Source organism: Oceanobacillus sp. FSL K6-0251 (assembly GCF_038004725.1).
GTDB classification, from domain to species: Bacteria; Bacillota; Bacilli; order Bacillales; family Amphibacillaceae; genus Oceanobacillus; species Oceanobacillus oncorhynchi.
Map to the genome: position 1 here is coordinate 3539455 of NZ_JBBORS010000001.1, position 26839 is coordinate 3566293.

The 26839-nt window shown below is 39.7% G+C and carries 24 protein-coding genes; 4 read left to right on the forward strand and 20 right to left on the reverse strand.

What is annotated here, in order from left to right:
- Window positions 1-343 precede the first annotated feature (343 nt).
- From MKY45_RS17615 to MKY45_RS17690, 16 genes are all read right to left on the reverse strand, one after another.
- On the reverse strand, window positions 344-1786 hold the full coding sequence (locus tag MKY45_RS17615) for an SLC13 family permease (protein WP_042530467.1): 1443 nt from the start codon (window positions 1784-1786) through the stop codon (window positions 344-346).
- A gap of 106 nt (window positions 1787-1892) precedes the next feature.
- Complete coding sequence (locus MKY45_RS17620) at window positions 1893-3914, reverse strand: TRAP transporter permease (RefSeq protein ID WP_341173157.1); 2022 nt, start codon at window positions 3912-3914, stop codon at window positions 1893-1895.
- A gap of 316 nt (window positions 3915-4230) precedes the next feature.
- Window positions 4231-5256, reverse strand: coding sequence for a TAXI family TRAP transporter solute-binding subunit (locus MKY45_RS17625; RefSeq protein WP_042530465.1), 1026 nt, complete (start codon window positions 5254-5256; stop codon window positions 4231-4233).
- Window positions 5257-5806: 550 nt separating this feature from the next.
- A complete protein-coding gene (locus MKY45_RS17630; RefSeq protein WP_042530463.1) occupies window positions 5807-6193 on the reverse strand; it encodes a VOC family protein in 387 nt (128 codons plus the stop codon).
- 83 nt (window positions 6194-6276) lie between these two features.
- Window positions 6277-6840 carry a Fe-S-containing hydro-lyase gene (locus tag MKY45_RS17635; protein WP_341173158.1) on the reverse strand — a complete coding sequence of 188 codons (564 nt, stop codon included), beginning with the start codon at window positions 6838-6840 and terminating at the stop codon, window positions 6277-6279.
- 28 nt (window positions 6841-6868) lie between these two features.
- Complete coding sequence (locus MKY45_RS17640; RefSeq protein WP_339233693.1) at window positions 6869-7711, reverse strand: fumarate hydratase; 843 nt, start codon at window positions 7709-7711, stop codon at window positions 6869-6871.
- Between the two features lie 65 nt (window positions 7712-7776).
- Window positions 7777-9126: an MmgE/PrpD family protein gene (locus MKY45_RS17645; RefSeq protein WP_341173159.1), complete on the reverse strand. Its 1350-nt coding sequence runs from the start codon at window positions 9124-9126 to the stop codon at window positions 7777-7779.
- A gap of 53 nt (window positions 9127-9179) precedes the next feature.
- Complete coding sequence (locus MKY45_RS17650) at window positions 9180-10379, reverse strand: acyl-CoA dehydrogenase family protein (protein WP_042530455.1); 1200 nt, start codon at window positions 10377-10379, stop codon at window positions 9180-9182.
- A gap of 65 nt (window positions 10380-10444) precedes the next feature.
- The gene (locus MKY45_RS17655; RefSeq protein ID WP_341173160.1) at window positions 10445-10972 is read right to left on the reverse strand and encodes a MaoC family dehydratase; all 528 of its coding nucleotides are present in this window, start codon (window positions 10970-10972) and stop codon (window positions 10445-10447) included.
- A gap of 18 nt (window positions 10973-10990) precedes the next feature.
- Window positions 10991-12142 (reverse strand): CaiB/BaiF CoA transferase family protein, encoded by a 1152-nt coding sequence (locus tag MKY45_RS17660; RefSeq protein ID WP_042530451.1) that lies wholly within the window; start codon window positions 12140-12142, stop codon window positions 10991-10993.
- A 33-nt stretch (window positions 12143-12175) separates the two neighbouring features.
- The gene (locus MKY45_RS17665) at window positions 12176-13027 is read right to left on the reverse strand and encodes an HpcH/HpaI aldolase/citrate lyase family protein (protein ID WP_052484925.1); all 852 of its coding nucleotides are present in this window, start codon (window positions 13025-13027) and stop codon (window positions 12176-12178) included.
- 395 nt (window positions 13028-13422) lie between these two features.
- A complete protein-coding gene (locus tag MKY45_RS17670) occupies window positions 13423-14547 on the reverse strand; it encodes a zinc-dependent alcohol dehydrogenase family protein (RefSeq protein WP_042530449.1) in 1125 nt (374 codons plus the stop codon).
- A 96-nt stretch (window positions 14548-14643) separates the two neighbouring features.
- Window positions 14644-16089 (reverse strand): aldehyde dehydrogenase family protein, encoded by a 1446-nt coding sequence (locus MKY45_RS17675; RefSeq protein WP_332094377.1) that lies wholly within the window; start codon window positions 16087-16089, stop codon window positions 14644-14646.
- Window positions 16090-16176: 87 nt separating this feature from the next.
- On the reverse strand, window positions 16177-17010 hold the full coding sequence (gene ahlS, locus MKY45_RS17680) for an AhlS family quorum-quenching N-acyl homoserine lactonase (RefSeq protein WP_193063509.1): 834 nt from the start codon (window positions 17008-17010) through the stop codon (window positions 16177-16179).
- A 100-nt stretch (window positions 17011-17110) separates the two neighbouring features.
- Window positions 17111-18229 (reverse strand): zinc-binding dehydrogenase, encoded by a 1119-nt coding sequence (locus MKY45_RS17685; protein WP_339179163.1) that lies wholly within the window; start codon window positions 18227-18229, stop codon window positions 17111-17113.
- 307 nt (window positions 18230-18536) lie between these two features.
- Window positions 18537-19190, reverse strand: a complete 654-nt coding sequence (locus tag MKY45_RS17690; RefSeq protein WP_042530443.1) for a GntR family transcriptional regulator — start codon at window positions 19188-19190, stop codon at window positions 18537-18539.
- Between the two features lie 454 nt (window positions 19191-19644).
- Between MKY45_RS17690 and MKY45_RS17695 the strand changes: the two genes are divergently transcribed.
- Window positions 19645-20418: a DUF3592 domain-containing protein gene (locus MKY45_RS17695; protein WP_341173161.1), complete on the forward strand. Its 774-nt coding sequence runs from the start codon at window positions 19645-19647 to the stop codon at window positions 20416-20418.
- 226 nt (window positions 20419-20644) lie between these two features.
- A complete protein-coding gene (locus tag MKY45_RS17700; RefSeq protein WP_175297080.1) occupies window positions 20645-21958 on the forward strand; it encodes an LLM class flavin-dependent oxidoreductase in 1314 nt (437 codons plus the stop codon).
- 456 nt (window positions 21959-22414) lie between these two features.
- Here the strand turns inward: MKY45_RS17700 and MKY45_RS17705 are convergent, their stop codons facing one another.
- Together MKY45_RS17705 and MKY45_RS17710 are read right to left on the reverse strand one after the other, a co-directional pair.
- Window positions 22415-23002 carry a replication-relaxation family protein gene (locus MKY45_RS17705; protein ID WP_341173162.1) on the reverse strand — a complete coding sequence of 196 codons (588 nt, stop codon included), beginning with the start codon at window positions 23000-23002 and terminating at the stop codon, window positions 22415-22417.
- The gene (locus MKY45_RS17710) at window positions 22944-24068 is read right to left on the reverse strand and encodes an FtsK/SpoIIIE domain-containing protein (RefSeq protein ID WP_341173163.1); all 1125 of its coding nucleotides are present in this window, start codon (window positions 24066-24068) and stop codon (window positions 22944-22946) included. Before MKY45_RS17710 ends, MKY45_RS17705 begins: the two co-directional genes overlap by 59 nt.
- Window positions 24069-24285: 217 nt before the next feature.
- Between MKY45_RS17710 and MKY45_RS17715 the strand changes: the two genes are divergently transcribed.
- Both MKY45_RS17715 and MKY45_RS17720 read left to right on the forward strand, forming a co-directional pair.
- Complete coding sequence (locus MKY45_RS17715) at window positions 24286-24492, forward strand: helix-turn-helix transcriptional regulator (RefSeq protein ID WP_341173164.1); 207 nt, start codon at window positions 24286-24288, stop codon at window positions 24490-24492.
- Between the two features lie 64 nt (window positions 24493-24556).
- Window positions 24557-25267: a hypothetical protein gene (locus MKY45_RS17720; protein WP_341173165.1), complete on the forward strand. Its 711-nt coding sequence runs from the start codon at window positions 24557-24559 to the stop codon at window positions 25265-25267.
- A 181-nt stretch (window positions 25268-25448) separates the two neighbouring features.
- Here the strand turns inward: MKY45_RS17720 and MKY45_RS17725 are convergent, their stop codons facing one another.
- Together MKY45_RS17725 and MKY45_RS17730 are read right to left on the reverse strand one after the other, a co-directional pair.
- Window positions 25449-26567 carry an N-acetylmuramoyl-L-alanine amidase gene (locus tag MKY45_RS17725; RefSeq protein ID WP_341173166.1) on the reverse strand — a complete coding sequence of 373 codons (1119 nt, stop codon included), beginning with the start codon at window positions 26565-26567 and terminating at the stop codon, window positions 25449-25451.
- A gap of 46 nt (window positions 26568-26613) precedes the next feature.
- Entirely contained in the window at window positions 26614-26838 is a 225-nt protein-coding gene (locus MKY45_RS17730) for a phage holin (protein ID WP_341173167.1), read from the reverse strand.
- Between the last annotated feature and the right edge of the window lies 1 nt (window position 26839).

The window sequence follows — 26839 nt, forward strand, 5'->3', positions numbered from 1 at the left end:
TCTGTAAAATTATTTGTGAATAAATTCACAAATGTAGTTAAAAAAAAGATACCTTCCAGTTTTTCTTTCCAGAGAATAACTCCCTCACTGTTAGTGTAGCACATTCTATTTTTGAATTGCGTTGATTTTTTGAACAGTTTGTGTCTGGTTTAGTAATGTTGGGTGAATCAGCGGAAAATGCCAGCTGCCAAACAAGCAAGATGCTTCATTCTGATTTCCGGGACACAGATATGTTTAACATCGTGTTTCATATATTCGGCAGGAAAGAAGCATTTCTTCCCTGTCGAAATACAATGCAAATCATCTATTTGCGGATAATAAATACATTCTCATACAGGAACATTTAAGGCCAAAACCCCAGCCATTTCCACCACGTAAAAGCAACAAGAAGCGTTATGAGCGTGCTGGCAAGCGTGGATAATAAACCAGGCAGGTAAAAGTCCTGTTGATTTATCATTCCGGTTCCGTGAACGACAACGTTGGGCATCGTTTCTACAATTAACACATATCCGAATAAAATGGTTAGTGCAGAAGTAAAAGCAATCACTACCGGATCAAGATTTGCCTGAAACGACAGACTGATAAGCACAGGAAGTAATGTAACTACCGCTGTTGATACATTCGTAACCCCTAAATGGTAAAGCTGCGATATTAAAATAACGATAAGTATCGCGAGCCATGGATTCGCAAATATATTTACGATTTGTTCCGAGGTAATCAGCACCTCCAGGATTTCAATGGCTCCGGATTCAATTAAGGCGAAACCTAAAGAGAGCGTTGCTCCAATTAATAGAACTAAATCAAAATTGACACCGACCAGCTTCCGCCATTCTACAAAACCTATTTTAGGCATTGCCATTAAAACGACCGCCATTAAAGCCGGGACGGTGGGGTGATAGCCATGGAGCGGCTCTGTCATCCAGAGAATAACTGTTACCAACAGGATAATCATACATTTCAGTTCTGCACCGTTTATCCTCCCTAATTCTTTCTTTTTCTGTTTCATTTCGTTCGATAAGGTTTCAAAAGAAAAATTTTCAGGCGGGTAGCATTTCCAAACAATATACGGAATAACGATAATTAATAAAGTCCATATTGGAAAAGCATATAACAGCCAGTCTAAATACGATAGGGTGCGCCCTGTATATAATTGTAAAATTTCGATGGTCAAAATATTCCCGATAGCTGCTGTTAAAATGGCTGTCCCGCTGACATTCCCTGCATAAGCTGTTCCTACCAGCATCAGCTTGCTAAAGTTGCTCCCCTTTTTCGCACCTACGGATTTCAAAATAGACAGAACAACTGGAACCATCAGCGAGGCGCGCACTGCAGTTGCAGGTATAAAAAAAGCCTGGATTTGCATAAGTAAAAACAAGCCCATAAAAATCCCTTTAGCTGAAGCTCCCCACTTAGCCAGCAATATGTAAGTAATCCTGTCCATCAAAGAAGTTTCGTTTACTCCTTTGGCAATCATCATGCCAGCCACAATTAAAAATACCGCCGGAGACCCGAAGCCGCTTAAGACAACATCAATGGAGACAGCGTGTAAAAATAGTAATAATACCATGGTAAGAACAGATGTCATTCCAAGCGGAAGGGACTCAAAAGCCCATAACAAAATTCCATACACCATGATGCTGATTGTAGCTTTTGCAGACCAGGGAATCTCTGCCGGCAAAAAAATCAATAAGCCGATAAAAATAATCGTAGATATCAAAAACGTTATAATTTTTCCATTTACATGGATTCGACCTCTTGGTTGGTTCGTTTTTTTCCTGAATAACATAAGAGCAGCCTTCTTTTTATCATTTTAATTTTTCCTATCTCAATGAGCTAAAAACTATTTTAACAGGAAATCCATACCATAACAGTACGGATTTCCAATTTACTAGTCAAGATGAGGCACTGATATCTTCATGTGTCACAGCTTGCCGAGGGTCAGACTTATTAATAAACTTTTGAATACCTATTAATGCAATTGTAAGAATAATCCCAATCACATCTGTCTGAATCCCGGAAAGCATAAACATAATTGCTGCACCTAAAAGAATGATTCGGCTATACCAGCTGGCCGTTTTTCCAAAAAACCATCCCTGAACAGCAGCAGATAATAAATATACTCCTATCAATGCTGTAATAACCGCCAGGATAATGGAGCCGGTTGTCCCGCTTTCCAGCAATAATTCTGGGCTGAAGAAAAACATAAACGGCACAATAAAGGCAGCAAGTCCAATTTTAAATGCTTCTACACTTGTTTTCATAGGATCTGTCCCTGATATACCAGCCGCTGCAAATGCTGCCAGCGCAACTGGCGGTGTAATGGCAGAAATAACAGCATAATAGAAGACAAACATATGTGCAATAATCGGTTCTATTCCTAGATTCACTAATCCCGGGGCAATTACAGAAGCGGCGACAGCATAAGCCGCTGTTGTCGGCATCCCCATGCCTAGAATAATAGAAATGGTCATGGCAAAAATTAAAGCGATAAGAAGATTATTATCTGCTATCGTAAGCAGCATCGAACTAAATCGCTGACCAACCCCCGTTAACGCGATGACACCCACAATAATCCCGGCTGTAGCTACAATGGCAATCAGTTGAATGGCATTTTTCATGCCTAATTCTAGTGCTTCTAAGATCTTCATCAGACCCATTCTATTTTCTTTACTAAATAGACTTAAAATAAAACAAGCCACGATTCCAACAGTACCTGCAAAGATTACAGAAAATCCATTTACTAACAGATAGATTAATAAAACTACTGGCGTAAATAGATAGAATTTCTTCATTAATTTTTTTAAGTTAGGCAGCCGGTCCCGAGATAAACCAACCATTCCACTTTTCACAGCCTGGAAATCTACCATAAAATAAACGGACACAAAATATAAAATCGCTGGAATGGTTGCCGCTATAATAATACTTGAATAAGGCATTCCAGTAATTTCCGCCATCAAAAATGCGCCAGCTCCCATAATCGGCGGCAGCAGCTGACCCCCTGAGGAGGCAGTTGCTTCTGTTGCTGCGGCAAACATGGGGCGGTATCCAGTCTTTCTCATCAGAGGTATTGTCAAAGATCCAGTCGCAACAACATTACCTGCTGAAGTTCCGTTTATCATCCCCATGAGACCCGAAGAAACCACAGCAACCTTTGCCGGCCCGCCTCTGAGTCCGCCTGCTATCCTGAAGGCTACATCAATAAAATACTGGCCGACACCAGACATTTGCAAGAATGCGCCAAAGATGATAAAAAGAATAATATATTTGGAGGAGACATCTGTCGTTACCCCAAATACCCCATCTAAACCATATACATATGTTGCGAACCTCTCCAATGAATAACCATTATGATTTAAAATCCCTGGCAAATACGGTCCTGCAAAAGAATACAGAATAAACACAAACGCCAATATAGGTAAAATCCAGCCGCTCGCCCGACGAGTTATTTCTAAAACTAACAATAAACCAAGAGCTGCAACAATAAAGTCCATCGTAGTAGGCGCTACTCCAAACCGAAAGACAAGCTGACTCAAATTGATATAAATATATAAAGCAACGAAAATAGCAACTGCAATAAGCAGCCAATCTATAATAGACACTTTATTTGACTTTGTCTTCCAGCCTTTGTAAAGCATTAAGGCAAGTACTGTGCCAAAAGCCAGATGCGTACTTCGGAATACCCAAGGGTCAATTGGATTAAAATTAAGTATATACAAATGATAGAGTGCTCCAATAACAGCAATAGCTAAAAACAGGTAGCGTACAAATCCAGATAGATTTCGTATCTGCTCTGAAGTTTCTATCTCATCTTCTCCAAGCGTGGTATCTATTTTTTTATTTTCGTTTTCCTCTTTTTTTTCTACCTGCTTTTCACCTTCTTTATTCCAATTTTTTTGTTTTTTCTCTTTTGACATATATTGCCCTCCTTGTTAACACGCCGAAATGATAATATTGAAACTTTATGATAGCTTTTTATTCAAATGGATATTATCTATTGAGCAGGGATATAGGTGGGACTTGGAGGCCCCACCATCCCTTCATGTATATGAAGTACCCTTCTCCCGCTGTTTTATTTAAGCGAATTAACCCTTCCGATAAAACGCTTTCATCCAATTCATCATTGTTTTAAACCTTATTACAATAAAAGCGTGTTTAAGATTTGCTATAACAAAGGCTAGTTATCATTGTGTCAATAAATAAAATTCATATTTTCCTTTTCCTCGCCCGCATTTATTCCCACTCGGGCGGATAAACAGCTTCTGGAAGTTCAATACCAATCTCCTCATAATAGCGAATTGCTCCAGGATGCATCGGATACTCTTCATTTCTCAGAATTGTTTCCGGATCTTCAGATTCTTGAGCTGATGCGTGGGTAGAAATCATTTGATCAATATTCTCATGATATGCTTTCACCAAATCATAGACAAATTCCTCATTCGCATCTTTTTGAACAACACCAAAATTAAACTGAGCTATGGTCTCCTCATCACTATCCAAGGAATCATACGTACCGGCCGGAATGACAAAATCCTCGAAATAAGGCAGTGCTTCTTTTACTGTTTCACGTTCTTCCCCATCGATACCATAAATGTTAATATCCATCTGTGTTTCTACCTCTGTTACCGCAGCAATTGGCATTCCTGCTGAAAAACCAATATGATCTAACTGCCCGTCAAGCATTTGAGATGCTAAATCACTTGCTCCTGCTGCAACCTGTTCACCTGTTTCAATACCAAGCGCATCATAAATCAATGGATTATATGTGCCCGGTGTACCGCCGGAAGGGCCTATACCAACCCGCTCTCCTTCATGTTCTGTAATGCTTGTGACGTCAGAATCTGCGCTGGACCACCAATGGAACGGTGTATCATACATTGGGAAGATAACACGAATATCATCATATTCTTTTTCAGCCCAATCCCCCTCATTATAATATCCTTCAAACAATGGTCCGGTTGTAACCATGCCAAGTTGAACATCGTCCACATCCAAAAGTTGAATATTGTGTACTGGTCCGCCTGTTACTTCTACATTTGACGTAACATCCAGATGATTTTCCAGCAATGTAGCTAAGCCGCCTCCCCAAATGTAATAGGTTCCGCCTTGTGAAGCTGTCCCAATAGTTACCGTAGATGGATAATCTTTTTCTTCAAACTCTCCATTATCTTCTCCACTTGCTTCTTCATCCCCACATGCCGCTAAAAATATAAGTCCTAATATAAATGCGAATAGATATAGCTTTTTTAAACCTTTCATAAGAAATCCCCCTTATATTTTTAAATATTCTGTCAAAAAAACTCAAAAATCTGGCTGTCGTACTTCTTCATTATCAGCTAACTCCAAGGTACTACGAAATAAATTTTCCAACTTAATTTTATTCCGCTTTGAAATCCAGTTCTAGAAAATCTAAGGATCAGATGGCGGTCTCTAAGAAGGCGTCCTTTACTTAAACTGCATGTTCAAAAAACTGCCCGCAGGTAATAGGTCTTTTTGATTAACTTCTTCAAACATTTCGACATTCTTCATCATGCAAATGGTATTCTATTAACTTCCCCCTTTATTCATACCTAAAATAGAATTGATGATATAAAGCGCTTACATTATTATAGGAAATATTTTCGGGATATTGTAGAACTGGATACAATTAATTGTAGAGCATAATAACTATTTTGTAAACTATTTTTAGAATTATTTGTTTTTATTAACTTAACTTGAAAATCTTATTATAGCACCGTTTGATATGCCTTCATCCTTTCATGAAATTAAAATCAATTTCTTTTACATATCAATTCATGGACCATTTCAATCATTCGGTTATATAATTCGAAATCTCTATTAAATTATTATCCGGATCTCGAATGTAAGAAGAAGTTATCGCTCCTAAAGCTCCTGTTCTTTTTACCGGACCTTCTTCAACTATCACTTCATAACTCTTCAAATGCTCTATCACATCTGAAATCGGCACATCGGTGATAAAACATAAATCAGCCGAGCCAGGCATAGGGGTTTTTGCTTTTGGTTCAAATTCTTTACCAGCTTCATGCAGATTTATTTTCTGTCCCCCAAAACGCAGTGCTTTTCTTCCCTCTCCAAATGTAATAACTTCCATTCCTAGAACCTGGCTGTAAAATGCACAGGTTTTATCCATATTCTTTACAGTCAGCACTAAATGATCTAATTTAGAAATTTTCATTGCATCCTTCTTTTTTTCTATTTAAATACATGCTTCAAGAGCAGCTAAAGATTTCCTGGCCAATTAAACCGACTAACGCCAAATCATTCGGCACTGCTTTTAAATGCAGCTTGTGATTCCTTATACCAATCCCTTCCCTCTGCATCATTAATAACCATACAAGGGAAATCTTCTACTTCTAATTTCCGGATTGCTTCCGTACCTAAGTCTTCATATGCTACTAATTCAACAGCTCGGATGCGCTTGGCTAATAAAGCTCCTGATCCGCCTATTGCGGCAAAGTAAACAGCCTGATTAGCAGAAATGGCATCTATCACTTCCTGACTGCGGTAACCCTTTCCAACCATTCCTTTTAATCCTTTTTCAAGCAGAGATGGTGTATACTTATCCATCCTGCTGCTGGTTGTCGGCCCGGCCGATCCAATAACTTCTCCCTCTCGTGCCGGAGTCGGGCCAACATAGTAAATAACCTGATTGGTTAAATCTACAGGAAGTTTTTCTCCCTTCTCCAATTGCTCTGCCATCCGTTTATGCGCAGCATCTCTCGCAGTAAAAATGGTGCCGGTCAGCAATACCTGATCCCCGGCCTGCAGTGATTGGATGATTGTTTCATCTTGAAATGGCACACGTATTTTTTTCGGAACCATACGCTCCCTCCTAAGTAAAAATAACGAATCAGATAACCAAATGCTTATGTCTGCTTGCATGGCAATTTAAATTAACAGCGACTGGCAAAGCAGCAATATGACAAGGGGCTGTTTCAATCTTTACATCTAATGTCGTTGTATTGCCGCCTAACCCTTGAGGTCCGATTCCTAATGCATTAATCGATTGAATTAATTCTTCTTCCAATTGAGCAATTTCTCTCTCCGTATGCCGTTCTCCAACTGGTTTAAATAAAGACTTTTTAGCCAGATACGCACAGCTTTCAAAATTTCCGCCAATGCCAATCCCTACCACTAAAGGCGGACAAGCATTCGGCCCGGCATGCTTTACCGTATCCAGAATAAAGTTTTTTACTCCCTCCAGCCCATCACTTGGTGTAAGCATTTTAAGTGCACTCATATTTTCTGCTCCGCCGCCTTTCGCAGTCATTTGAATTTCTAATTTGTCTCCTTCTGTTAATTCAATATGAATCACAGCAGGTGTATTGTCTCCCGTATTTTTTCTGCTTAAAGGGTCATCCACAATCGAATACCGCAAGTACCCCTCTTCATACCCTTGTTTAACCCCTTCATTAATTGCCTGATATAAGCTGCCGCCTGCAATATGACAATCCTGTCCAAGCTTTACAATAAATACGGAAACGCCCGTGTCCTGACACATTGGAACACGATTTTCACTGGCAATATTGGCATTTTCAATTAATTGTGTCAGCACACCTTTACCTATATCTGAGGATTCTGTTTGAACTGCTTGCTCAAACGCCTGGATAACATCCTGCCCTAAATCATAATTCGCTTCCTGACAGAGCTCTTTTACACGATCAACAATCTCTTGGTAATGAATTTGTCTCAAGAGCAAGCCACTCCTTTTTATTTTCAATCCGGTTTCGCATCATTTCGCTGTCCTTTTTAATGGATTTATTTCACTTTTGCGAATTCAAATAGATGCTCTATCGATTCAGCATTCTCTAATTGTAATAGGTTAGTGGATAGAACATGCTGCTCGTTCTCTGTTAAATCCGTTGTCAGGGACCGAAATTTCTCTAGAATCTCATCTACAGATAATTTATTCTCCGGATCTCCTTTTGGAAAGTCGATTTCCTTTTGAATCTTTTCTCCAGAGGTTAAATTCACTTCTGCGATAGCTCCCCATTTTTCAGGATAATGATTTTGAATATCCTCATCTACGCTTACCTCAATACGTTGCATCAGAGCACGAATCGCTTCATCCCAAAGGGCGTCTTCATTAAACGTATCAACACTTCCCTTGCCTTTCAGCAAACTTACAGCTGTACAGAATTGCATGCTGAATTTAGAAGCATATATCGTATCTGGTTCAGGATTATCTGTAATATCGATGGCTGCCTGATATGTTTTGACACGGATACTCTCTACATCCTCCAAACGAATATGCCGTTCTTTAGCCAAATCTATCATTAAATCCATCACATGATGTGTGTGCCTGCAGGAAGCATGGACCTTAAAGGAATTTTCTAAGATTTTAAATTCCTCTCCCAGCCTCTCTGTTACGTTTGAAAGGGTATATACCTCACTCATCGCTTCAAAAAAACCACGTTTGCCTTCTAAAATCTGACTAGCTCCAGTAAAGTTTTTTTCTGCCAAAAGCGCACTAATGACACCATTCATTGCAGCTTTTCCTGGATGCAGCTGCTTTGACATCGCTCCATCCTCTATAAATTCCCATAAACCGGCAGCCTGTGTTCCTGCACTTCCAAGCGCATGAATAATTTGCTTTTTATCTAATCCCAGTAATTTGGCTGCCGCCGCTGCTGCGCCAAATGTCCCGCACGTTGCGGTATTATGCCAATAATAGTAATGAGACGGAGTGACAGCTTCACCGATCCGGTAGCATACTTCATAGCCGATCACGATAGATTCAATAACATCTTTGCCAGAAAGATTTTTCCATTCCGCTACTGCTAATGCAGACGGGATGACAACTGTAGCTGCATGAATAATAGAGGCTTTATGAATATCGTCCTGCTCCATGATGTGACTTGCCGCTCCGTTCAATAATGCTGCATGCGTTACTGATGTTTCTCCACCTGTTATTAAAGAAGCCTGAGGCGTTCCTCCAAGTTCTTTTACCAATTCATCGATTTTTTGCACGGGATATTGGCTTGCTCCTGCAATCGCAGACGAAAAGTAATCTATGATGCATAGCTTGGTAAATTCAACCACTTCCTTTGGCAAATCCTCATAATCTGTATCAATAATATAGTCTGCAAGTTTTTCGCTTAATCCCACAGGAATAACCTCCTACTTTTTTATTTATCACACTTACTATTCAAAAAAAGGGGTTAATATGACCTCGGCATTCCAAGCACATGCTGTCCAAGGTAAGCGAGAATCAGATTATTGTTCACCGGGGCTACCTGATACATTCGCGTCTCCCTGAATTTACGCTCGACATCATATTCATCAACAAAACCGTTTCCTCCGAATGTATTGATGCAAACATTTGCTGCTTCCCAGCTTGCTTCACTGGACAAGAGCTTTGCCATATTGGCTTCTTCTCCGCAGACTTCGCCGGAATCAAATTTTTCTGCAGCTTCATAACGCAGGAGATCAGCTGCTTTAATAGATGCATAGGCACGTGCAATCGGAAATTGAACACCCTGATTCTGGCCGATTTTTCTGTCAAAGACTTCCCGTTCGTTTGCATAATCTACCGCTTTATCAATGAAAAAGTAACCGTCTCCAATCGTTTCTGCAGCAAGCAGAATTCGTTCTGCATTCATCCCGTCAAGTACGTATTTAAAACCTTTTCCTTCTTCCCCGATAATACAGTCATGCGGAACCTTCATCTCCTTATACCATACCTTATTGGTGGCGTAGTTGAACATGGTACGCACAGGTTCAACGACAAAGGAATCGGGCTGATTTTCTCTGACTTCACGTAAATCGACTAAAAAGAGGCTGATTCCATTTGATTTTTTATCTACCTGCCCGAGTGGCGTTGTTCTGGCTAATACGAGTATTAAATCAGATTGTAAAACACGGCTGGTCCAGTTTTTATGGCCCGTAATCACGTAGCCGTCCTCTGTTTTTTCAGCGAAGGTTTTGATTCCGGTCGTATTCGATCCTGCTTCCGGCTCGGTTATGGAAAAAGCCTGTAACCGAAGTTCTCCTTTGGCAATCCCAGGCAAGTATCTTTCCTTCTGTTCCGGGCTTCCATGTCTTAATAATGCTCCCATCGTATACATCTGCGCATGACAAGCAGCTGCATGCCCGCCGGCCCGATGGATTTCTTCCAAAATAATAGTTGCTTCAGCAATCCCATATCCTTTTCCGCCATACTCCTGAGGAATCAATACGGATAAATAGCCTTCTTTGGTTAAGGCATCTACAAATTCATGCGGGTATTCATGAGGAACATCTAATTTTCTCCAATAAGCGTTTCCGAAAGATTCGCATAATTCACGTACAGATTCTCTTAATTCTTGTCGTTCTGTTTCATTCAATTGAATCGGCTTATCTGTTTGTTTTGCATCAATCATTCCGAACATCTCCTTTATACTTTTACAGACTATCGAAACGCAGCTGTTCTATTTCTCCATACTTACTATTTGTTTTGCAGTTCTTTTTCCAGTACCTGTTCCAATAATTTATTCTCTCTTGTCGGGGCAGAATCCTTTTTATAAATCATAAATGTTCGTTTAAATGTAATCACAACTTCTCCTCTTTGGTTATAACCGCTTGTTTTAACATTGACAATGCCAACATTCGGACGGGATTTCGATTCGCGCTTATCCTGCACTTCCGAATAGGAATAAATCGTATCTCCCTCAAACACCGGATTAGGCAGACGAACTTCATCCCAGCCTAAGTTTGCCATGGCATTCTGGGAGAGATCCGTCACAGACTGTCCTGTTACTAAAGCTATGGTAAATGTAGAATCGACGAGCGGTTTTCCAAATTCAGTCTGCTCCGAATAATAATCATCAAAATGAATCGGGTTTGTATTCTGTGTCAATAAGGTCATATAAATATTATCTGTTTTTGTTACCGTTCTTCCTAATGGATGCGAAAAAATATCTCCAACTTCAAAATCCTCATAAAATCTGCCTTTCCAGCCTTCCTTTACACTCATTATTATTCCTCCATTTTATTATATTTTTGATTGTGCCAATCCCAGCTCTTCTAAAATAGCTTCGGTATGCTCGCCAAGGTCTGGTATCGGATTCATCACATAATCTATTCCGGCCATAGTCACCGGCGGTTTTAGTGCAACAATTTCTCCTTGCGGTGTCTGGACCTGCTTCCAACGCTTGCGTGCTGTAAGCTGTGGATGCGCGAAGAAATCCTTCATCGTATTTAACCGTGCATTGGCTATTTTGGCCTCTTCTACCCTTTCAATAATTTGATCGGATGTAAATGCTTCAAACTTTGCTTCAATAATCTGTTTTAATTCGTCTTTGTTTGTTGACCGATCCGTATTTGTAATAAATCTAGCGTCTTCACTTAAAGCGGAATCTTCTAAAACAAACTCGCAAAAGCGCTTCCATTCTCTTTCATTTTGTAATCCGATAAATACAGTTTTGTTATCTCCGCATAGAAATGGTCCATACGGATAAATCGTTGCGTGGCTGGCTCCGGACCGTTGAGGCTCTTTTCCGCCATATGCCGCATAATAAGCAGGATAGCCCATCCACTCGCCAAGTGCTTCAAGCATCGATACCTCCATAACAGTTCCTTTTCCTGTTTTCATCCGATTAAATAAAGCAGTCAGAACGCCCGTATAGGCATACATTCCAGCAGCAATATCCGCGATTGAAATCCCCGCTTTTGACGGTGTTTCTTCACTGCCAGTTATTGAAACAAGTCCCGCCTCACATTGAACCAAGAGGTCATATGCTTTCTTCTGCTCATAAGTACCGCCTTTTCCATATCCTGATATACTGCACACAATCAATTCGGGATGCTTCGCAGTTAACTCTTCCGGTGCAAAGCCCATTCTTTCAATTGCTCCAGGAGCTAAATTTTGAATCAATACATCCGCTTTTTCTATTAAACTGCCAAGTATCTCTTTTCCTTCATCTGATTTCAAATCAAGCTCCATTGACTCTTTTGAACGGTTGCACCAAACAAAATGGCTGGACATTCCATTCACCGTAGAATCATAGCCCCTGGCAAAGTCCCCGACATCCGGTCTTTCTATTTTAATGACTCTCGCTCCTAAATCTGCCAATTGCCTCGTAGCAAATGGAGCGGCGATTGCCTGCTCTAAAGCAACAACGGTGATTCCTTCTAATGGCAACATATCCTTCTCCCCCATTTCAAAAACATTCGTTCATTACATGTCAGCATGTGATAGTACCTTTCTTGCCCGTTCAACCACGGGAGCGTCAATCATCTTTCCATCTATCTCAAGCGCACCTTTTCCATTTTTTAAAGATTCTCCATACAAAGCAATAATTTTTTCTGCTTCTTTCACCTGCTCACGTGTAGGTGAAAAAGCATGATGTACAGGCGCAATTTGTTTTGGATGAATAAGCAGCTTCCCTTGGAATCCAGCACACTTTGCACGTTCCGTTTCCTTTTCTAATCCTGCTTCATCTTTAAAATCGACAAAAACAGAATCAACCGGCGGTTCTTTTCCCGCCGCTTTGGAAGCAATCACCAGCTGTGTTCGGGCATACATTAAATTTTCTCCCATTTCCCCTGCATCGATATGAAGGTCAAGCATAAAATCCTCCGCTCCGAAACAGAGACATAAAATCCGATTACTCGCACAGACGATTTCTTGGACATTCTGAATTCCGGAAGCGGTTTCAATTAATGGTACGATAGCAAGCGAGCCTTGTTCTAAACCATACTTTTCCTCCATTTGTCCAAGCAAATAAGCTGCGATGATAATATCGTGTTGATTATTCACTTTAGGCAGAACGATTCCAGAAAGATTCTCTGCGATAATTCCATCTAAGTCTTCTATAAAATAGGGTGTAGTTAAATCATTCACACGTACAAAATTCACTTGGTGACTTATCTTACAAATTGCTTCTTTCACTTTTTGTCTGGCTATTACTTTTTCATTCACTGGTACAGCATCTTCCAAATCATAAATAATCACATCGGCCTGCAAATCCTTTACTTTATTCAGATTTTTTTCTTGATTCCCCGGAACAAATAGCCAAGATCTGTACATCAGAATCTCTCCTTTCCACGTATGTTTCATGGAAACTAATAAATAAGCATTTTCCAGATTGGATATTGGATACAATTTAATAATAATATATACAATGCTTTCTGTAAATGTATTTTTTGATTTTTTTAAAATTTAAGTCTATGTTAACGACTCCCTATACTCTCTTATTCAAGCATACCTGTAATTTTCAGCAATAAGAAATTCAAGTCTGATTATGTATACGGGACAGAACAGAGTTAAACTTTTTCGTTCATCTATCCTTTAACGCTGCTTCTGTCCCTGCTTTTATCATGATATATGCGATAAACTAAATAGATTTTTTTAATGACAACCTTTTTACCACGGAGAAGAACAAAAACTCCCACTGAATGAAGTTTCGTTTTATGGAAACTTCATTATATCTTAATAATAATTCTGGATGACTCCCCTTTCGCCAGCTTATCAAATCCTTCATTTATCTCTTCCAGCTTAATAATATCAGTAAGCAATTTATCAACCGGCAGCCTCCCTTGATTAAATAAGCGAATATAATTCGGAATATCCCGATCTGGAACACAGCTTCCTACATAGGATCCTTTAATACTTTTTTCTTCTGCAGTTAAACTCACATACGGAAAGGAAAAATGATGGTCCGGATGCGGTAATCCTGTTGTAACTGTCGTTCCGCCGCGTTTTGTTATTCCATAAGCCACCTCCATCGCCGGAACGGCTCCAGCAGTTTCAAATGCAAAATCCAGTCCACCATTCGTTGCTTCACGGATCTGTTCGATGACATCAGGGTCCTTCGAATTAAATGTATCCGTTGCACCCAGCTCCTTCGCTTGTTTTAATTTGGATTCATTGATATCTACAGCAACCACTCTGCTCGCACCTGCAGAGATTGCTCCCAGCAAAGCACTTAATCCAATTCCTCCAAGACCAATAATCGCAACAGTACTCCCTAATTTAATATTAGCCGTATTGACAACAGCACCCACGCCGGTAATCACAGCACAACCAAATAGTGCTAGTTTCTCAAAAGGAATCTCTTTAGGGACTTTAATTAATGAATTTCTTGATACGACGGCATATTCGGCAAAAGCGGATACGCCAACATGATGATGGATGGTTTCTTCCTTTTCGTGCATGCGAATTCCTCCGCCAATCAAGGTTCCTGCTGTATTGGATTCCGCTCCAGGTTCACATAATGCCGGACGGCCTTCCTTACAAGGGATACAGTGGCCACAGCTGGGGACGAAGACACAGACGATATGATCCCCTGCTTCTAAATCTGTTACCCCTTCTCCTGCTTCTACAACAACACCGGACGCTTCATGCCCCAGCGCCATCGGCAATGGTCTTGGTCTGCTGCCGTTAATAACCGATAAATCAGAGTGACAAAGGCTGGCCGCTTTTATTTGAATCAATACTTCTCCTAATTCTGGAGCATCTAATTCGACCGTTTCAATTTTAATTGGTTTGCTTTCTGCATAGGGTGTTTCAGCTCCAGAGGTTCGTAACACTGCTGTTTTCACATTCATGATTATCTACCCCTCATTCTATTTTTGTAAATTAGAACATTATATAGTTGTTCGATGCATCCGCGGGTATTGATAAGCCAATCATAAATACTAAAATCAATAGAGCTTTATACCAACAAATTTTGTATCCAGCATGTCTTCTATCGCATATTTAATTCCTTCTTTTCCAATCCCGCTATCTTTGATGCCTCCGTATGGCATATGGTCATAACGCCTGACGGATACTTCATTAATCCAGACTCCTCCTGTTTCAATGGCATCCGCCATACGCATGGCACGGTTGATATCACGTGTAAATACGCCGGCATGCAGCCCTAAATCTGTATCATTTGCATAGGCAACGACTTCTTCTTCCGTAGAAAAGGGAATGACACTTACAATTGGAGCAAAGACTTCCATGCAAACGACCTTCATATTGGGAGTAGTGCTTCCAATGATTGTCGGCTCTAAAACTGCTCCTTTTCGATGTCCTCCGGTTAATAATGCCGCGCCTTGTGCCACAGCTTCTTCTATCCACGACTGTGCCCGTTCTGCTGCTTCTTCTGTAATCATCGGGCCTAATTCTGTCGACTCTTCACGTGGATCGCCAAGCTTTAGAGCTTCTGCTGCTGCAACTAATTTTTCTGTAAATGCCTGATAGACACTGTCGTGGACATACACCCTCTGTGCAGAAACACATGCCTGGCCGGCAAAGGTATAACCGCCTTGCAGGATGGATTGGACAGCAATATCTAAATCCCCATCCTCAAAAATAATATTGGGAGCATTGGATCCTAATTCAAGTGTTACTTTTTTCTTTTTCGCCATTTCGTGAATTTTCCAGCCGACTGCTCCGCTTCCCGTAAACGTCACTTTTTTTACATCTTTATGGGTTACCAGCGGTTCTACAAGCTGCTGTCCCGGCCCCATCACAATATTCAACGCCCCTTTCGGCAGCCCTGCCTCTTCCAATACGTGATAAAGCATCATCGAAGATAACGGTGTTTTTTCTGCTGGTTTAAGAACGACTGTATTCCCGGCTGCTATGGCAGGTGCAATCTTATGAAGCGCAAGATTTAATGGAAAGTTAAAGGGAGTAATTGCTGCAACTACCCCTAGCGGTACACGCTTTGTGATCCCGATTTGATGTTCTCCGCCGATGGCACTATCCATTGGAATCTGTTCACCATAAATCGACTTTGCCCCTTCTGATGCAAAGCGCAGCACTTGAATCGCCCGAATAACCTCCCCGCGGCTTTCGTTGATTGGTTTCCCAGCCTCCAGCGTCAATATATCAGCAAATGCTCCTTCTTGTTCTTCCAAGCGGTCAGCAGCTTTCCGCAAAATAGCAGAGCGTTCATGTGCCGGCATCTTCTTCATAATTTGAACAAAAGTCTGCTGTGCAGTATCAATGGCGTCATGCACATCCTCTGTGGTTGCACATGCTATTTTTCCAATAACCTCCCCATTATATGGATTGGTTACAGCCAGTTCTTCTCTTTCTCCATTTCTTTCTTCTCCATTAATGATGGACCCGGTAATATTTTCATGGATATCAATCATCGTCGTCCCCTCCTTGCCATGCTTTCATAAACAAGCCTCATGACGTTGCTGCATACAGGTCATAAGGCTGTTTATTCTGATTATCGATTACTCATAAAATCCTTCTGTCGATTTTACAAACTCCCTAAATTGCTTGGCATCATGCCCAAACCAGACCTGAGAATTTGTCCTTTCCGCATATTTTCTAATTTTTTCTACCGCATTTAAATATCCGACTGAATCATAAATAATTCCTGGCGGCTTTACAGGAGGACCAAAGCTTTCCGAGGTATAGACTGCATCGGAAGCTAAAATAATTCCTCCCTCACCCGGTAATTCTACATGCAGGCCAAGCAAGCCCCATGCATGTCCGGGACCAAAGTTCAGAATTTTAACCCCTTTCGCCAGCTCCAGTTCATCTTCATTCGGCATAACCGTTTTCCATTTTAAATCATTGGTAATCCAGGCATTGATATCTGCCCAAATGTAAGCTCCCATGTCTTTGGTCATCGCATACTGCTTCATGGTTTTCGAGAGCTCTGTGTCATGGACGATAATGGTTGCATTTGTAAATAATTCCAAACACCCTGCATGGTCTAAATGTAAATGCGAAGCAACTACATATTTAATATCCTCCGGGCGGGTGTTCAATTGTTCTAACCGGTTGATTAAATAGCAGGATTCATCCTGAAAGGACGGAAACATTTTTTGCACGCCCTCCGGCCAGCGCCCCTCTTCTCCCATACCGTCCGGATTACATCCCGTGTCAAACAGGATTTTACCTTCCGGATGATCAATTAACACTGCATATACTGGAAATTCCACAAACTCGGCTGGCGGACTGGGATTATCCACGCTTGCCGGATTGTGCATGGCAATCATATAATTTTTATCCATTTTCATGGTGCCTGTGTCCAAAACAAATAACTTTGGTTTACTCATAAGTCACCCTCCATGTGTTAAATAGATTTTTATTTCTCACCTGATTCTGTTGACTGTTAAAACCAAAATCCAGACGCATAACCCAGCAGTACATTTATATTTAGCCGCTATCACCACCCATAATAATGGTTCCTCTCGTTACCTCTCTTGCTGCCGATTTATCCAATGCTGTTTTAATATCTTCTAATGTAAACGCGGCATCCAGCAATTCATCAAAAGGATATATATCCTTTGTCTGTGAAAGAAATAGCAGAGCCTTACTTAAATACCAAGGGTTATACCTGACAACAGGGATAATCTGAATCGATTTTCTGGTTAGCAGACCTGGATCAAACTCGACCAGCTTTCCAGGTGTTATATTTCCAATCGTGACATATTTACCTCCTGGTCTGATAAAGTGGATACCTTCTGCAAAGGCGGCAGGAACGCCGGCGACTTCTAAAGCAACATCAGCTCCTATTCCATTGGTTAAATCTAAAATAGCATTCGTTCGGTCTTCCACCGTCTCATAGTCATTTATATTTATTGTATAATCCGCTCCAAATTTCTTTGCCTGCTGTAATCTGCTCTCTACTCCATCTATCACAATCACCGTTGCTCCCCGTTCTTTTGCAACAGCTGCCGCATTTAAACCAAGTCCTCCAGCCCCTTGAATGACAATCGATTGATTAAAGGAAATACCAGACTTATCTAAGCCAAAATAAACCTGCGATAAGGCACAGTTGGCACTTGCAGCTGCGGCATCGGATACATCGTCAGGGACTTTATAAAAATACTGATTCGGATGAATATAATAATGGGACGCGAATGTACCATGGAAATGCGGCATTGCCTCTGGCTGCATATTCCAGAAATCATAGGCATGCTCACATAAATGAAAGTGTCCCTCCCGGCAGGCAGCGCATTTTAGACACGTAATATAATAGGCGGAAACAATACGGTCACCTATTTTTACGGGACTGCCTGCATAATCCGTTTCCACGCCTTCTCCAAGCGCATATACTTCCCCAACCATTTCATGCCCGAGCACGCCCCGTTTCTTCGTCGGATGCAGCCCTTTCCATATATGCAATTCAGAACCACAGATATTGGACCGCCGTACCTTTAATAAAACCGCTCCTTTCTCTACCTTTGGAAGCTTATATTCCTTATAGCTTAACTTTTCCGGCTCTTCCATCACAGCTACTCTTCCGTATTGCTCCTCCGATTCCTGTCCCATTATTCATATCCTCCTTTGTAATAGATGAATTTACTTCATAACTGCTAATAAAACAGGTATTCCATTTTTGAAGCGCTTTCATTTACAAACAACAAAACTTTTTGGATATTGTAACTTTGGATACAATTAAATTCTATGATATATTATTTGATTTGTAAACTATCTTTTGAATTTTTTGTTTTTATTTTACTCTATGGCAAACGATTCTCTTTGAATACAAAAAAAGTGAAGTTTATCCTCTCTGATATTCTCCACTCTTTGAATCTATTAATGGCTCTGATTTCATGCTTTTATAAATGTTGTTATTTTATTTCTCCAATATAGCAAGCAGCTCTTCCCCAGTCCGTTGAATGTGCTTTGCAAGTGCGTCCGAAGCCTTTTCAGCATCTCCGTTTTCAATTGCTTCTAAAATCGTCGCATGTTCTTTATTTGATTTTTGAATTTGACCGGGAATGATTTGCGGCGTATCCAATGCAAAGCCCATGGAAATGGTATCAATAAAGCTTACTAAGCGGGAGCTGTCACAACGGCTGATCAACACTTTATGAAATTTCGCATTATTTTCGACATAGGCTTCATTGGATGCAGTATTCAGCATCGATTGATGAAATTCCGATAAGGTTTTGAGATCTGCTTGGGTAAAATGCTCCATACTTTTCTTTAATGCCAACGCTTCTAGAACGGAGCGTAATTCATATATCTCTTGAATATCCGCTTTCTTTATCTCCCGGACGACCGCTCCCTTATGCGGCTCCATGGTAATAAGTCCCTCCAGCTCTAATGTTCGAAGCGCCTCTCTAATTGGCATACGACTTACCCCAATAAGTGAAGCAAGCTCGGTTTGCACCAAACGTTCTCCCGGTTTAAAGTCTCCTTTAAGGATTGCTTGCCGTAACACACTGCATACACGATTATGCAGCATTTCTCTATCACCGATTTCTAAATTTATATGATCAGGCATAAGCTTATCTCCTATTCTCCATTTTGAATATTGTATCCACATATTATAGCAAATGAAGAATCTAAATAAAAGATTTTACTTTTTTAAAAATTTACTAAACTAAAATTAAATAAAAGAAATGAAACAACGATTAAGTTTTCCACTGTGAAATCTTCGTTCTCGTACATATCAGAAAATCTTAACAGAGCATCTTAATCTCCAATAATACTCAACGAAAAGTTCCCACACTTTCCCAAATACCAAGGAAATTTATGTTATGATTAGTAGATTATTATAGTTACAGAAAGAGAGGCGGAGATATGGGCGAAATACCAACTAATTCTAAAAGTATTTTTGTTTTGATCACATTTCTTTTCATAACAATCGGTTTTACATGGCTGTATATCCATTTCAGCAGCACTATTAAAGATGAACCAGTGGAAGAAACGATTGAATTAAAATACAGCAAAAAGGATTGTATTTATACCCGCGTTATGAAATCCTTGTCTCCAATTCAGATCGGCCAAGCACCGTATCTAAAGAGCAATTTGAATCGATTGAAGCAGGAGATACGATTTCTGGATACATGAAAAACAAAGATACCTTTGTAACAGAAAAAGACATTCAGTTTGAAAAACTATTAGGGATTCCGATTCTTATTGCTTTATATCTAGTTGTGTTCATCTTTGGTGCTGGCTTACTGAAAAATACAACATTTATTAAAAATAAGCTGGCCTATAAAAACATCGTGCAAAAAATATTTATGACAAGCCTTTTAACGCTTTTAGGGCTCTATCTTCTGACAGGGTTAATTCTCATTGCACTAATAACAACAAATATTTTTCATAAAATAAATCCATGGAATCAAACAGAAGTAACAGCGACTGTTTTAGGCGGAGACTATAATGAAACACGATCACAAAGAGGTGCTTCTTACACAACATATGAGCTATTCCTTCATTTTCAAGATCAAGAAGGGAACGATTACATAACCAAAAAAGCAGTCACCGGTACGACATATAATAAATATGATTTGGGCGAAAGCATTCCACTGATTTATCGTAATAATAACGCAGATGATACCTTTATCGCTACGAAAAGTGCCAACGAAATCTGGCCTGCCTTTTTGAATTTATATACTTTTTTTATCGGCTTTTATTTATTTTCCGTATTTGCCATGATTAGAGGATGGCGTAAAAAGAAAAAACGGCAGCAAGAGAAGGATACTGCGCTTCATAATACGATTTGAGACTTGCATGGAATAACTTGACAAGGCTGGTTAGCCAGCTTTATCAAGTCATTCTGCAAATACTTCTCCCTTTGATTTTTTTATTGTATAATAAAGCGTAATCCTATCTATACTCAACTGCCAGGACAGTAGTTTTAATCAATTTACGCTTATATCAATAAATTCGTATTTATTTGTGAATCACGTCACAAATAAATGGAAGGGGAGAAGATAAGTGCAACGACAAATGAAAATGGGGACGATGATTCATGGTGTAGGAGAAAAAATGTCTGATTGGAGACATCCTGAGCTACCGTCAGATGCAAGTGTCAGCCTTAAATTTTATATAGAACAGGCGCAAAAGGCTGAAGAAGGTAAATTTGATTTTGTTTTTATTGCGGATGCGTTACACATTAATGAGCATTCTAATCCACATTATTTGAATCGTTTCGAGCCGCTTACGATTTTATCTGCGCTGGCAGCTGTTACCTCACATATTGGATTGGTTGGCACATTATCAACAACCTATAGCGAGCCTTTTTCAGCAGCACGCCAGTTTGCCTCTCTGGATATGATCAGCGGTGGCAGAGCGGGCTGGAATGTGGTCACATCAGGCCTTGAAAAAACAGCCTTGAATTTTAGCCAAGAGGTAAAAGATCATCCTGATCATGCGGCGCGTTATAGAAAGGCATCAGAATATATCGATGTGATGCAAGGGTTATGGAAAAGCTGGGAAGATGACGCGTTTATAAGGGATAAAGAAACAGGAATATTTATGTATAAGGAAAAAATGCATGAATTAAACCATGCTGGAGAGTTTTTCTCGGTTAAAGGGCCGTTGAATATCGGCCGCTCTAGACAAGGTGAACCAGTGATTTTTCAGGCAGGCTCTTCTGCTGATGGGAAGGATTTAGCAGCGAAAAAAGCGGATACCGTATTTGCAATCATCCCATCTATAACAAAAGCTCAAAACTATTACCATGATTTGAAACAGCGCGTCGAACAATATGGAAGAAATCCAGAAGATGTGTTTGTCATGCAAGGAATCTCACCTATTATTGGCAAAACAGATAAGGAAGCTGAGGCAAAATATCAAGAACTCGCTCGTTTAGTAGAGATAGACCAGGCACTGGCATTTCTCAGCAGACTGTTTGAATTTCATGATTTTTCAACATATCCGCTAGACGAACTCTTCCCTGATGTCGGAGATCTAGGGAAGAACAGTTTTAGAAGTGATACAGACCGAATCAAGCAGGAGGCAATCGAGGAAAGCCTTACGCTGCGTGAAGTAGCTTTACGTGAAGCAACACCTCGGCCGCTTTTTATGGGAACGCCTGAAAAAGTAGCGGACCTGATGGAAGAATGGTTTGAATCACGTGCGACTGATGGATTTATCATTATTGCTAATTTGCCAAGTTATCTGGGAGACTTTATTGATGCGGTTGTGCCTATTCTGCAGGAACGGGGCCTTTTTCGAAAGAACTATGAAGCAAATACATTGCGTGAAAATCTTGGACTACGTATTCCAAGACACTGTTCTATGACAGATATTTCCATATAAGGGTAGATTTATATTCGATGCTTCATTTGTAACACTGCTTTTTTACGCGTTTAATAAATGAAGAAGCAAAACAGATTTATAAATAAATTGGAATAAAGAGGAAGATATAGGCAGATACACTGTGCTTGTCTTCCCCTTTATATACTTCACGCTCATAGAGGGCAATTTAAAGAAAATGACTGTGGATAGAATTCAGCATGCTCACTGTTTATTATTAAAATAAAAAGTGCCAAAACCCTATTATCAAGGATTTTGACACTTCATGAAACTAGTCGATAAAACTAAAATGGAGACGGAGGGAAACAATGTAACGGTAAACAGATGCGTTGCACAAGTACCATAATCATTAATATATAAACGTTTTTGTTGATGCCACTGAAAATTAATAAACATATATTTTTAGCGGCGAAGTATCATTTTTGGTATCACAAAGAGGGTGCGTTTTGCACTCTCTTTTTAATACACCTCAAACTTCAATCCATTTTTTACACAAAGATTTTCTAACTTTTTTTTCCTCAAATCAGATGCAGCATACCAAATGACAGTCGGCCGATGATTATATTGCTTAAATATCACATGAGATAGTTCCTTATATTTTTTAATCTTTTCCGTATTCGTTGCCATCGTTTGCTGATTGTCTATTTCGATAAAATGATACTCCCCCGCCTTTCTAAAAGTGGCGTCCGGAATTAATTTATTTTCACCCCATTTAACAGGTCTTTCTTTTTTCCAGTCAGAGGGCATCCCTAACTTTATATATAAATCGTTCCTCATTAATACATGAGTAATTTCTTTTTTATTCAACTTCCCTTGGTTTGATCCGATTATCTGTTTTCCTTTATTGGACAAGTAGTAAATCTTTTTCTCCATCCGTGCAGCAAGTAATAATTTATCTTTTTCCATCCTGGATAAAACACGCTGTGCATTTCTGTCGCCACCAAGATTATTTATTATCTGCAGCTGTTCCCTGGTTGCGTACGTCAAACTATCCAAACTCAACAATATCTGTTCGTCTCTCTGCTGTCTTTTCACCTGCGCTAACATAGTCAACAAACCTCCCTTTGATATCCGAATCAGCCACGTAAGGTACCTGTATAACGTGTTTCTCTGCTGTCCGATAAATAGCCCTTCCGACATTGTTTAGCGTCTCTGCGCCCTGTTCATCTAATGCTACACGGCTGGCAACTTCTGTTGGTAATCGGAAGCTTATTTTTGCATCAGCATTTTGTTTGATTTGACGTGGTAATGTATCAGCTGTTGGATACTGTGTGGCAAATATTAAGCGATAGCCTAGCGCACCAGCTATCCTAGCGACGTTGGATAATGCGTACTGGCAATAATCTAGTTTCTGTTTTTCTTCCTTATCCATGTATTTATGAGGCACAAGCTCTGCCCCTTCGTCTACTATAATAAATTTCCGTTTTTCAATATTGGTATTTAGTACGTTGGTATAGCCTTTGAATTTAAAATATGCCAGGTCTTTTTGAATCTCTGCAGATAAGTCTTGAAGTAAGTTGTGAGCCTCCATTGGACTACCCGCAATTGTTTTTATTTGTTTATAATTATGCTGACTAAATTCTAATCCACCTTTAAGATCAATGATATACAATTCCACATCATCAGGGTGACTGTTAATTAAATGTGCTGTTATTAATTTAAGAAGAACAGTTTTCCCTTGCCTGGTCATTCCAGCTATTGTCATATGCGGTATCTTATCGAAATCATGTATTACAGGACCATCCATTGACTTCCCTATAGGTAATGTCCATCCCTCTGTTTCTTGCCAGTCATAACTAACCTTCGTAGGCAATGTCTGCTTATACACTTTGATGTGTAGCTTCTGTTTGGCAAAAGACACTCCTACTGGCTTATTTAAGACCTTTTCCAATACATTTAATTTATCGTCATCCACAAGTCCATACGGTACATGATAGCTGTATAACGTGTATTGATCTGTTTTGTGTGTCTTAAAATGTTTCGGTTCTTTATCCTTTACTTTGTAATTTAAATTTCTAAACGTGTGCTGTATTTTATCTTTATCTGATCTATTCCATTTTGCAGCTGCATACATAGAAAATGCTGCCAAACCTCCACCAATCAATAAATCCATATTCGCACCCCTATTCGTACGCATATACGCTTTGCTATTCGCATGGTTAACTGTTCGTGCGTATATTCGTTTGTTGTTAAATCAACTTAAATGTTGTGTAGTACAAACTGTTAATTATGGTGTATAATAAACTATATGCAAGAGTTGGAGAAAAGATACAAAAATACTTCGATATAAATTGAACTAAATTGATGAATTTTATATAAGGATGATGCATATGAATCTGAAAAGTAACATTAATAAGATGATACAGGAAAGGGGATTGAAAAATAAATGGGTTGCTAATCAGTTGGATGTCAGTCCGAACATTATTTCTAGATGGGTTAACAACAAAAGCATGCCATCTGTAGAAAAACTTTTCTTGTTAGCAAAGTTATTGGATTGCAAAGTAGACGATCTTTATTATTGGGATGAAAATGAATAGGTATATTATTCCTTGCAAAATTAAGGTATAATTTTCCTATACATATAAAAAGGGGGAATTTAGAATGAAGAAATTATTATTTGTTTTATTACTATCATTGTTTTTGGTTGCCTGCGGGAATGAATCAGACGCAGAATCAGGAAATGAAGAACCAAAAGAGGAGCAAAAAGCAGAAAACGATGAAACGGAAGAAGTTAATAATGAAACAAAGGAAAATGAAACAATTGATGAAGATGAATATTCTTTCGAAAATGAATATGGCATGTTTAACTTAGTTGGTATGTATTACAGCGAAGACGAAGACCAAGAACCAGGGTTTTATAAAATTGACTTTGATGGTTTTATTTTAAATATGACTGTTTCTCTTGTTGACATTGAATTAAGCGAAGAAGTCCAATGGGAAGAACGTTTTGCTGGGAAAGAAAAAGTAAGGGCATTACTCATTGTCACAGAAGCCGAAAATACCACGGATATGGATATTGATTTTAATGGTACATCTACAATTGTAACGAGTGATAAGCAACAGGTTTCACCGGATTATGGGATTGGGTCAGAGAATGAATCTGTAATGACTTATTATGGACAGGTGATTCAAGATGGATTTTTTATTGTGCCATTAGATGATAACAGTCAGCCCGAAAGCATTGAATTAATGTTTGAAGCTCCTTATGAAGTGACTGATGCAGGCGTTGATACTATGAACGGCAAAGTTGGGGAAGACACCGAATTTGAAATGAAGTTTATCAGCAAAGAAGAAATGGAAGAAGAACAATGAGCCTTAAATCAAGCATATATAAGTTTCTCCGTATCTGGAATGACGTTGACGCTGTGAAGAAAGGTAAAGTCGGAAAAAGAATAGGCAGGCGTTTGACAGGCCGTGCAGCCGGTAAAACAATACGAAAGATGTTTAAATAATATGTAAAGCCCCTCACGCGCTGTGAAGGGCTTTTTTTTAATTAAAACGTACCTGCATTTAAACGTCTTTGCAATTCTTTAACCACCATAGATGGACGGCTCAACACGCCATCTTGTGGCGTGCCTAACGCCTTTTGTAACGCTCTGATAGTTGCGGGTCCAAGTTTCCCATCTGCCTTAGCGCCAACTTTACGTTGCAACGCCACAACAACATTACTGCCACCATTGCCAAATTGCACCGTATTACCGTATAAGGATTGAGTGACAGAGTTTCTAGGCTGTTTGCTGATAAAACCATCCTGCGGAGTACCTAGCGCCTTTTGTAACGCAAGAGTGGTCGATTTACCCCACTTGCCATCTACTGTTTTATTAGAGCCAAAACTTCTTAAAGCATTTAATAGCTTTGTATTTTGGCTAGCGGTACCAGTATAATTCTTGATACCATGTTGTGAAGCTAATTTTTTACGATTATCCATGCTGGAACTTATACCTTGTGATTTAAGGTAATCAACCACAGACATGTTTTTGTTGTTTTTAGTTTGAGTTGACCCTGTTTGCGTCTGTTTAGGTTTAGATGTTTTAGGAGCTTCTTTATTATTCTTTACATTAAGAAACTCCATAATTCCATCAGCAATAGCCTCTCCTTGCGCTTTCAGTTTTGCGTTACTGCGCATTGCTTTAATATCAATTCTCGAATCCATAAATCCGCCCTCGGTAAGGACAGCCGGCATTTTCGTTTGACGAGTGATAGCGAGGTTTGATTTCTTCATCCCTCTATCTTTTAACCCCATTGCTTTAACGTATTTAGGATGTATGCATCTAGCTAATCTTTCAGCTTGTGGGTGCGATCCGTTTTGAGTAAATGTTTCAATCCCTATTTCATAGTTGAGCCACTTTGTTCCAAGCGCATTATGGTGTACAGAGACATAGGCATCTGCACCCCATGCGTTCGCTTTATTTGTGCGGGCGGTTAAACCAACATCTGTTTTACCGGAAGCATCGTCAGTCCGCAAAACTTCAACGCCATTATCTTTTAGCTTTGCAATTGCTGCTCTTACTACGGCATCATTAAAATTCCACTCATATTCCCCAGCTGGGGAACGCTTGCCTGGTGTGGAACCACTTCCGCCATGACCTGCGCACATTGCTACTTTTGCCATACATAAAACCTCCTTATAAATTAAAAAGAGCAGCCGTAGCTACTCTTTACTTGGTTAAATAATTCTTTTGCAATACTTCTTTTTGCTGCTTGCCTTTCCAGGTGATGTAGTTATTTTTGAACCATGTCCACACCGTGACCGCTCCGGCAAGGATCATAGCAATAAAATCTTCACTAACTACCGGGATAGGCTGTAATCCGTAATTGGTTAAGGCCATATTTGCCCACGCAATCACTAATGCCACCGTCCTTATGATTGTTCCTTTGTCCATA

Excerpts from the sequence above, each read along its gene's own strand:
- MKY45_RS17615 (WP_042530467.1), bottom strand. The coding sequence starts at position 1,786 with ATGTTATTCAGGAAAAAAACGAACCAACCAAGAGGTCGAATCCATGTA.
- MKY45_RS17620 (WP_341173157.1), bottom strand. The coding sequence starts at position 3,914 with ATGTCAAAAGAGAAAAAACAAAAAAATTGGAATAAAGAAGGTGAAAAG.
- MKY45_RS17625 (WP_042530465.1), bottom strand. The coding sequence starts at position 5,256 with ATGAAAGGTTTAAAAAAGCTATATCTATTCGCATTTATATTAGGACTT.
- MKY45_RS17630 (WP_042530463.1), bottom strand. The coding sequence starts at position 6,193 with ATGAAAATTTCTAAATTAGATCATTTAGTGCTGACTGTAAAGAATATG.
- MKY45_RS17635 (WP_341173158.1), bottom strand. The coding sequence starts at position 6,840 with ATGGTTCCGAAAAAAATACGTGTGCCATTTCAAGATGAAACAATCATC.
- MKY45_RS17650 (WP_042530455.1), bottom strand. The coding sequence starts at position 10,379 with ATGATTGATGCAAAACAAACAGATAAGCCGATTCAATTGAATGAAACA.
- MKY45_RS17655 (WP_341173160.1), bottom strand. The coding sequence starts at position 10,972 with ATGAGTGTAAAGGAAGGCTGGAAAGGCAGATTTTATGAGGATTTTGAA.
- MKY45_RS17660 (WP_042530451.1), bottom strand. The coding sequence starts at position 12,142 with ATGTTGCCATTAGAAGGAATCACCGTTGTTGCTTTAGAGCAGGCAATC.
- MKY45_RS17665 (WP_052484925.1), bottom strand. The coding sequence starts at position 13,027 with ATGTACAGATCTTGGCTATTTGTTCCGGGGAATCAAGAAAAAAATCTG.
- MKY45_RS17670 (WP_042530449.1), bottom strand. The coding sequence starts at position 14,547 with ATGAATGTGAAAACAGCAGTGTTACGAACCTCTGGAGCTGAAACACCC.
- MKY45_RS17675 (WP_332094377.1), bottom strand. The coding sequence starts at position 16,089 with ATGATTGATATCCATGAAAATATTACCGGGTCCATCATTAATGGAGAA.
- ahlS (WP_193063509.1), bottom strand. The coding sequence starts at position 17,010 with ATGAGTAAACCAAAGTTATTTGTTTTGGACACAGGCACCATGAAAATG.
- MKY45_RS17685 (WP_339179163.1), bottom strand. The coding sequence starts at position 18,229 with ATGGGACAGGAATCGGAGGAGCAATACGGAAGAGTAGCTGTGATGGAA.
- MKY45_RS17690 (WP_042530443.1), bottom strand. The coding sequence starts at position 19,190 with ATGCCTGATCATATAAATTTAGAAATCGGTGATAGAGAAATGCTGCAT.
- MKY45_RS17700 (WP_175297080.1), top strand. The coding sequence starts at position 20,645 with ATGAAAATGGGGACGATGATTCATGGTGTAGGAGAAAAAATGTCTGAT.
- MKY45_RS17705 (WP_341173162.1), bottom strand. The coding sequence starts at position 23,002 with ATGTTAGCGCAGGTGAAAAGACAGCAGAGAGACGAACAGATATTGTTG.
- MKY45_RS17710 (WP_341173163.1), bottom strand. The coding sequence starts at position 24,068 with ATGGATTTATTGATTGGTGGAGGTTTGGCAGCATTTTCTATGTATGCA.
- MKY45_RS17715 (WP_341173164.1), top strand. The coding sequence starts at position 24,286 with ATGAATCTGAAAAGTAACATTAATAAGATGATACAGGAAAGGGGATTG.
- MKY45_RS17720 (WP_341173165.1), top strand. The coding sequence starts at position 24,557 with ATGAAGAAATTATTATTTGTTTTATTACTATCATTGTTTTTGGTTGCC.
- MKY45_RS17725 (WP_341173166.1), bottom strand. The coding sequence starts at position 26,567 with ATGGCAAAAGTAGCAATGTGCGCAGGTCATGGCGGAAGTGGTTCCACA.
- MKY45_RS17730 (WP_341173167.1), bottom strand. The coding sequence starts at position 26,838 with ATGGACAAAGGAACAATCATAAGGACGGTGGCATTAGTGATTGCGTGG.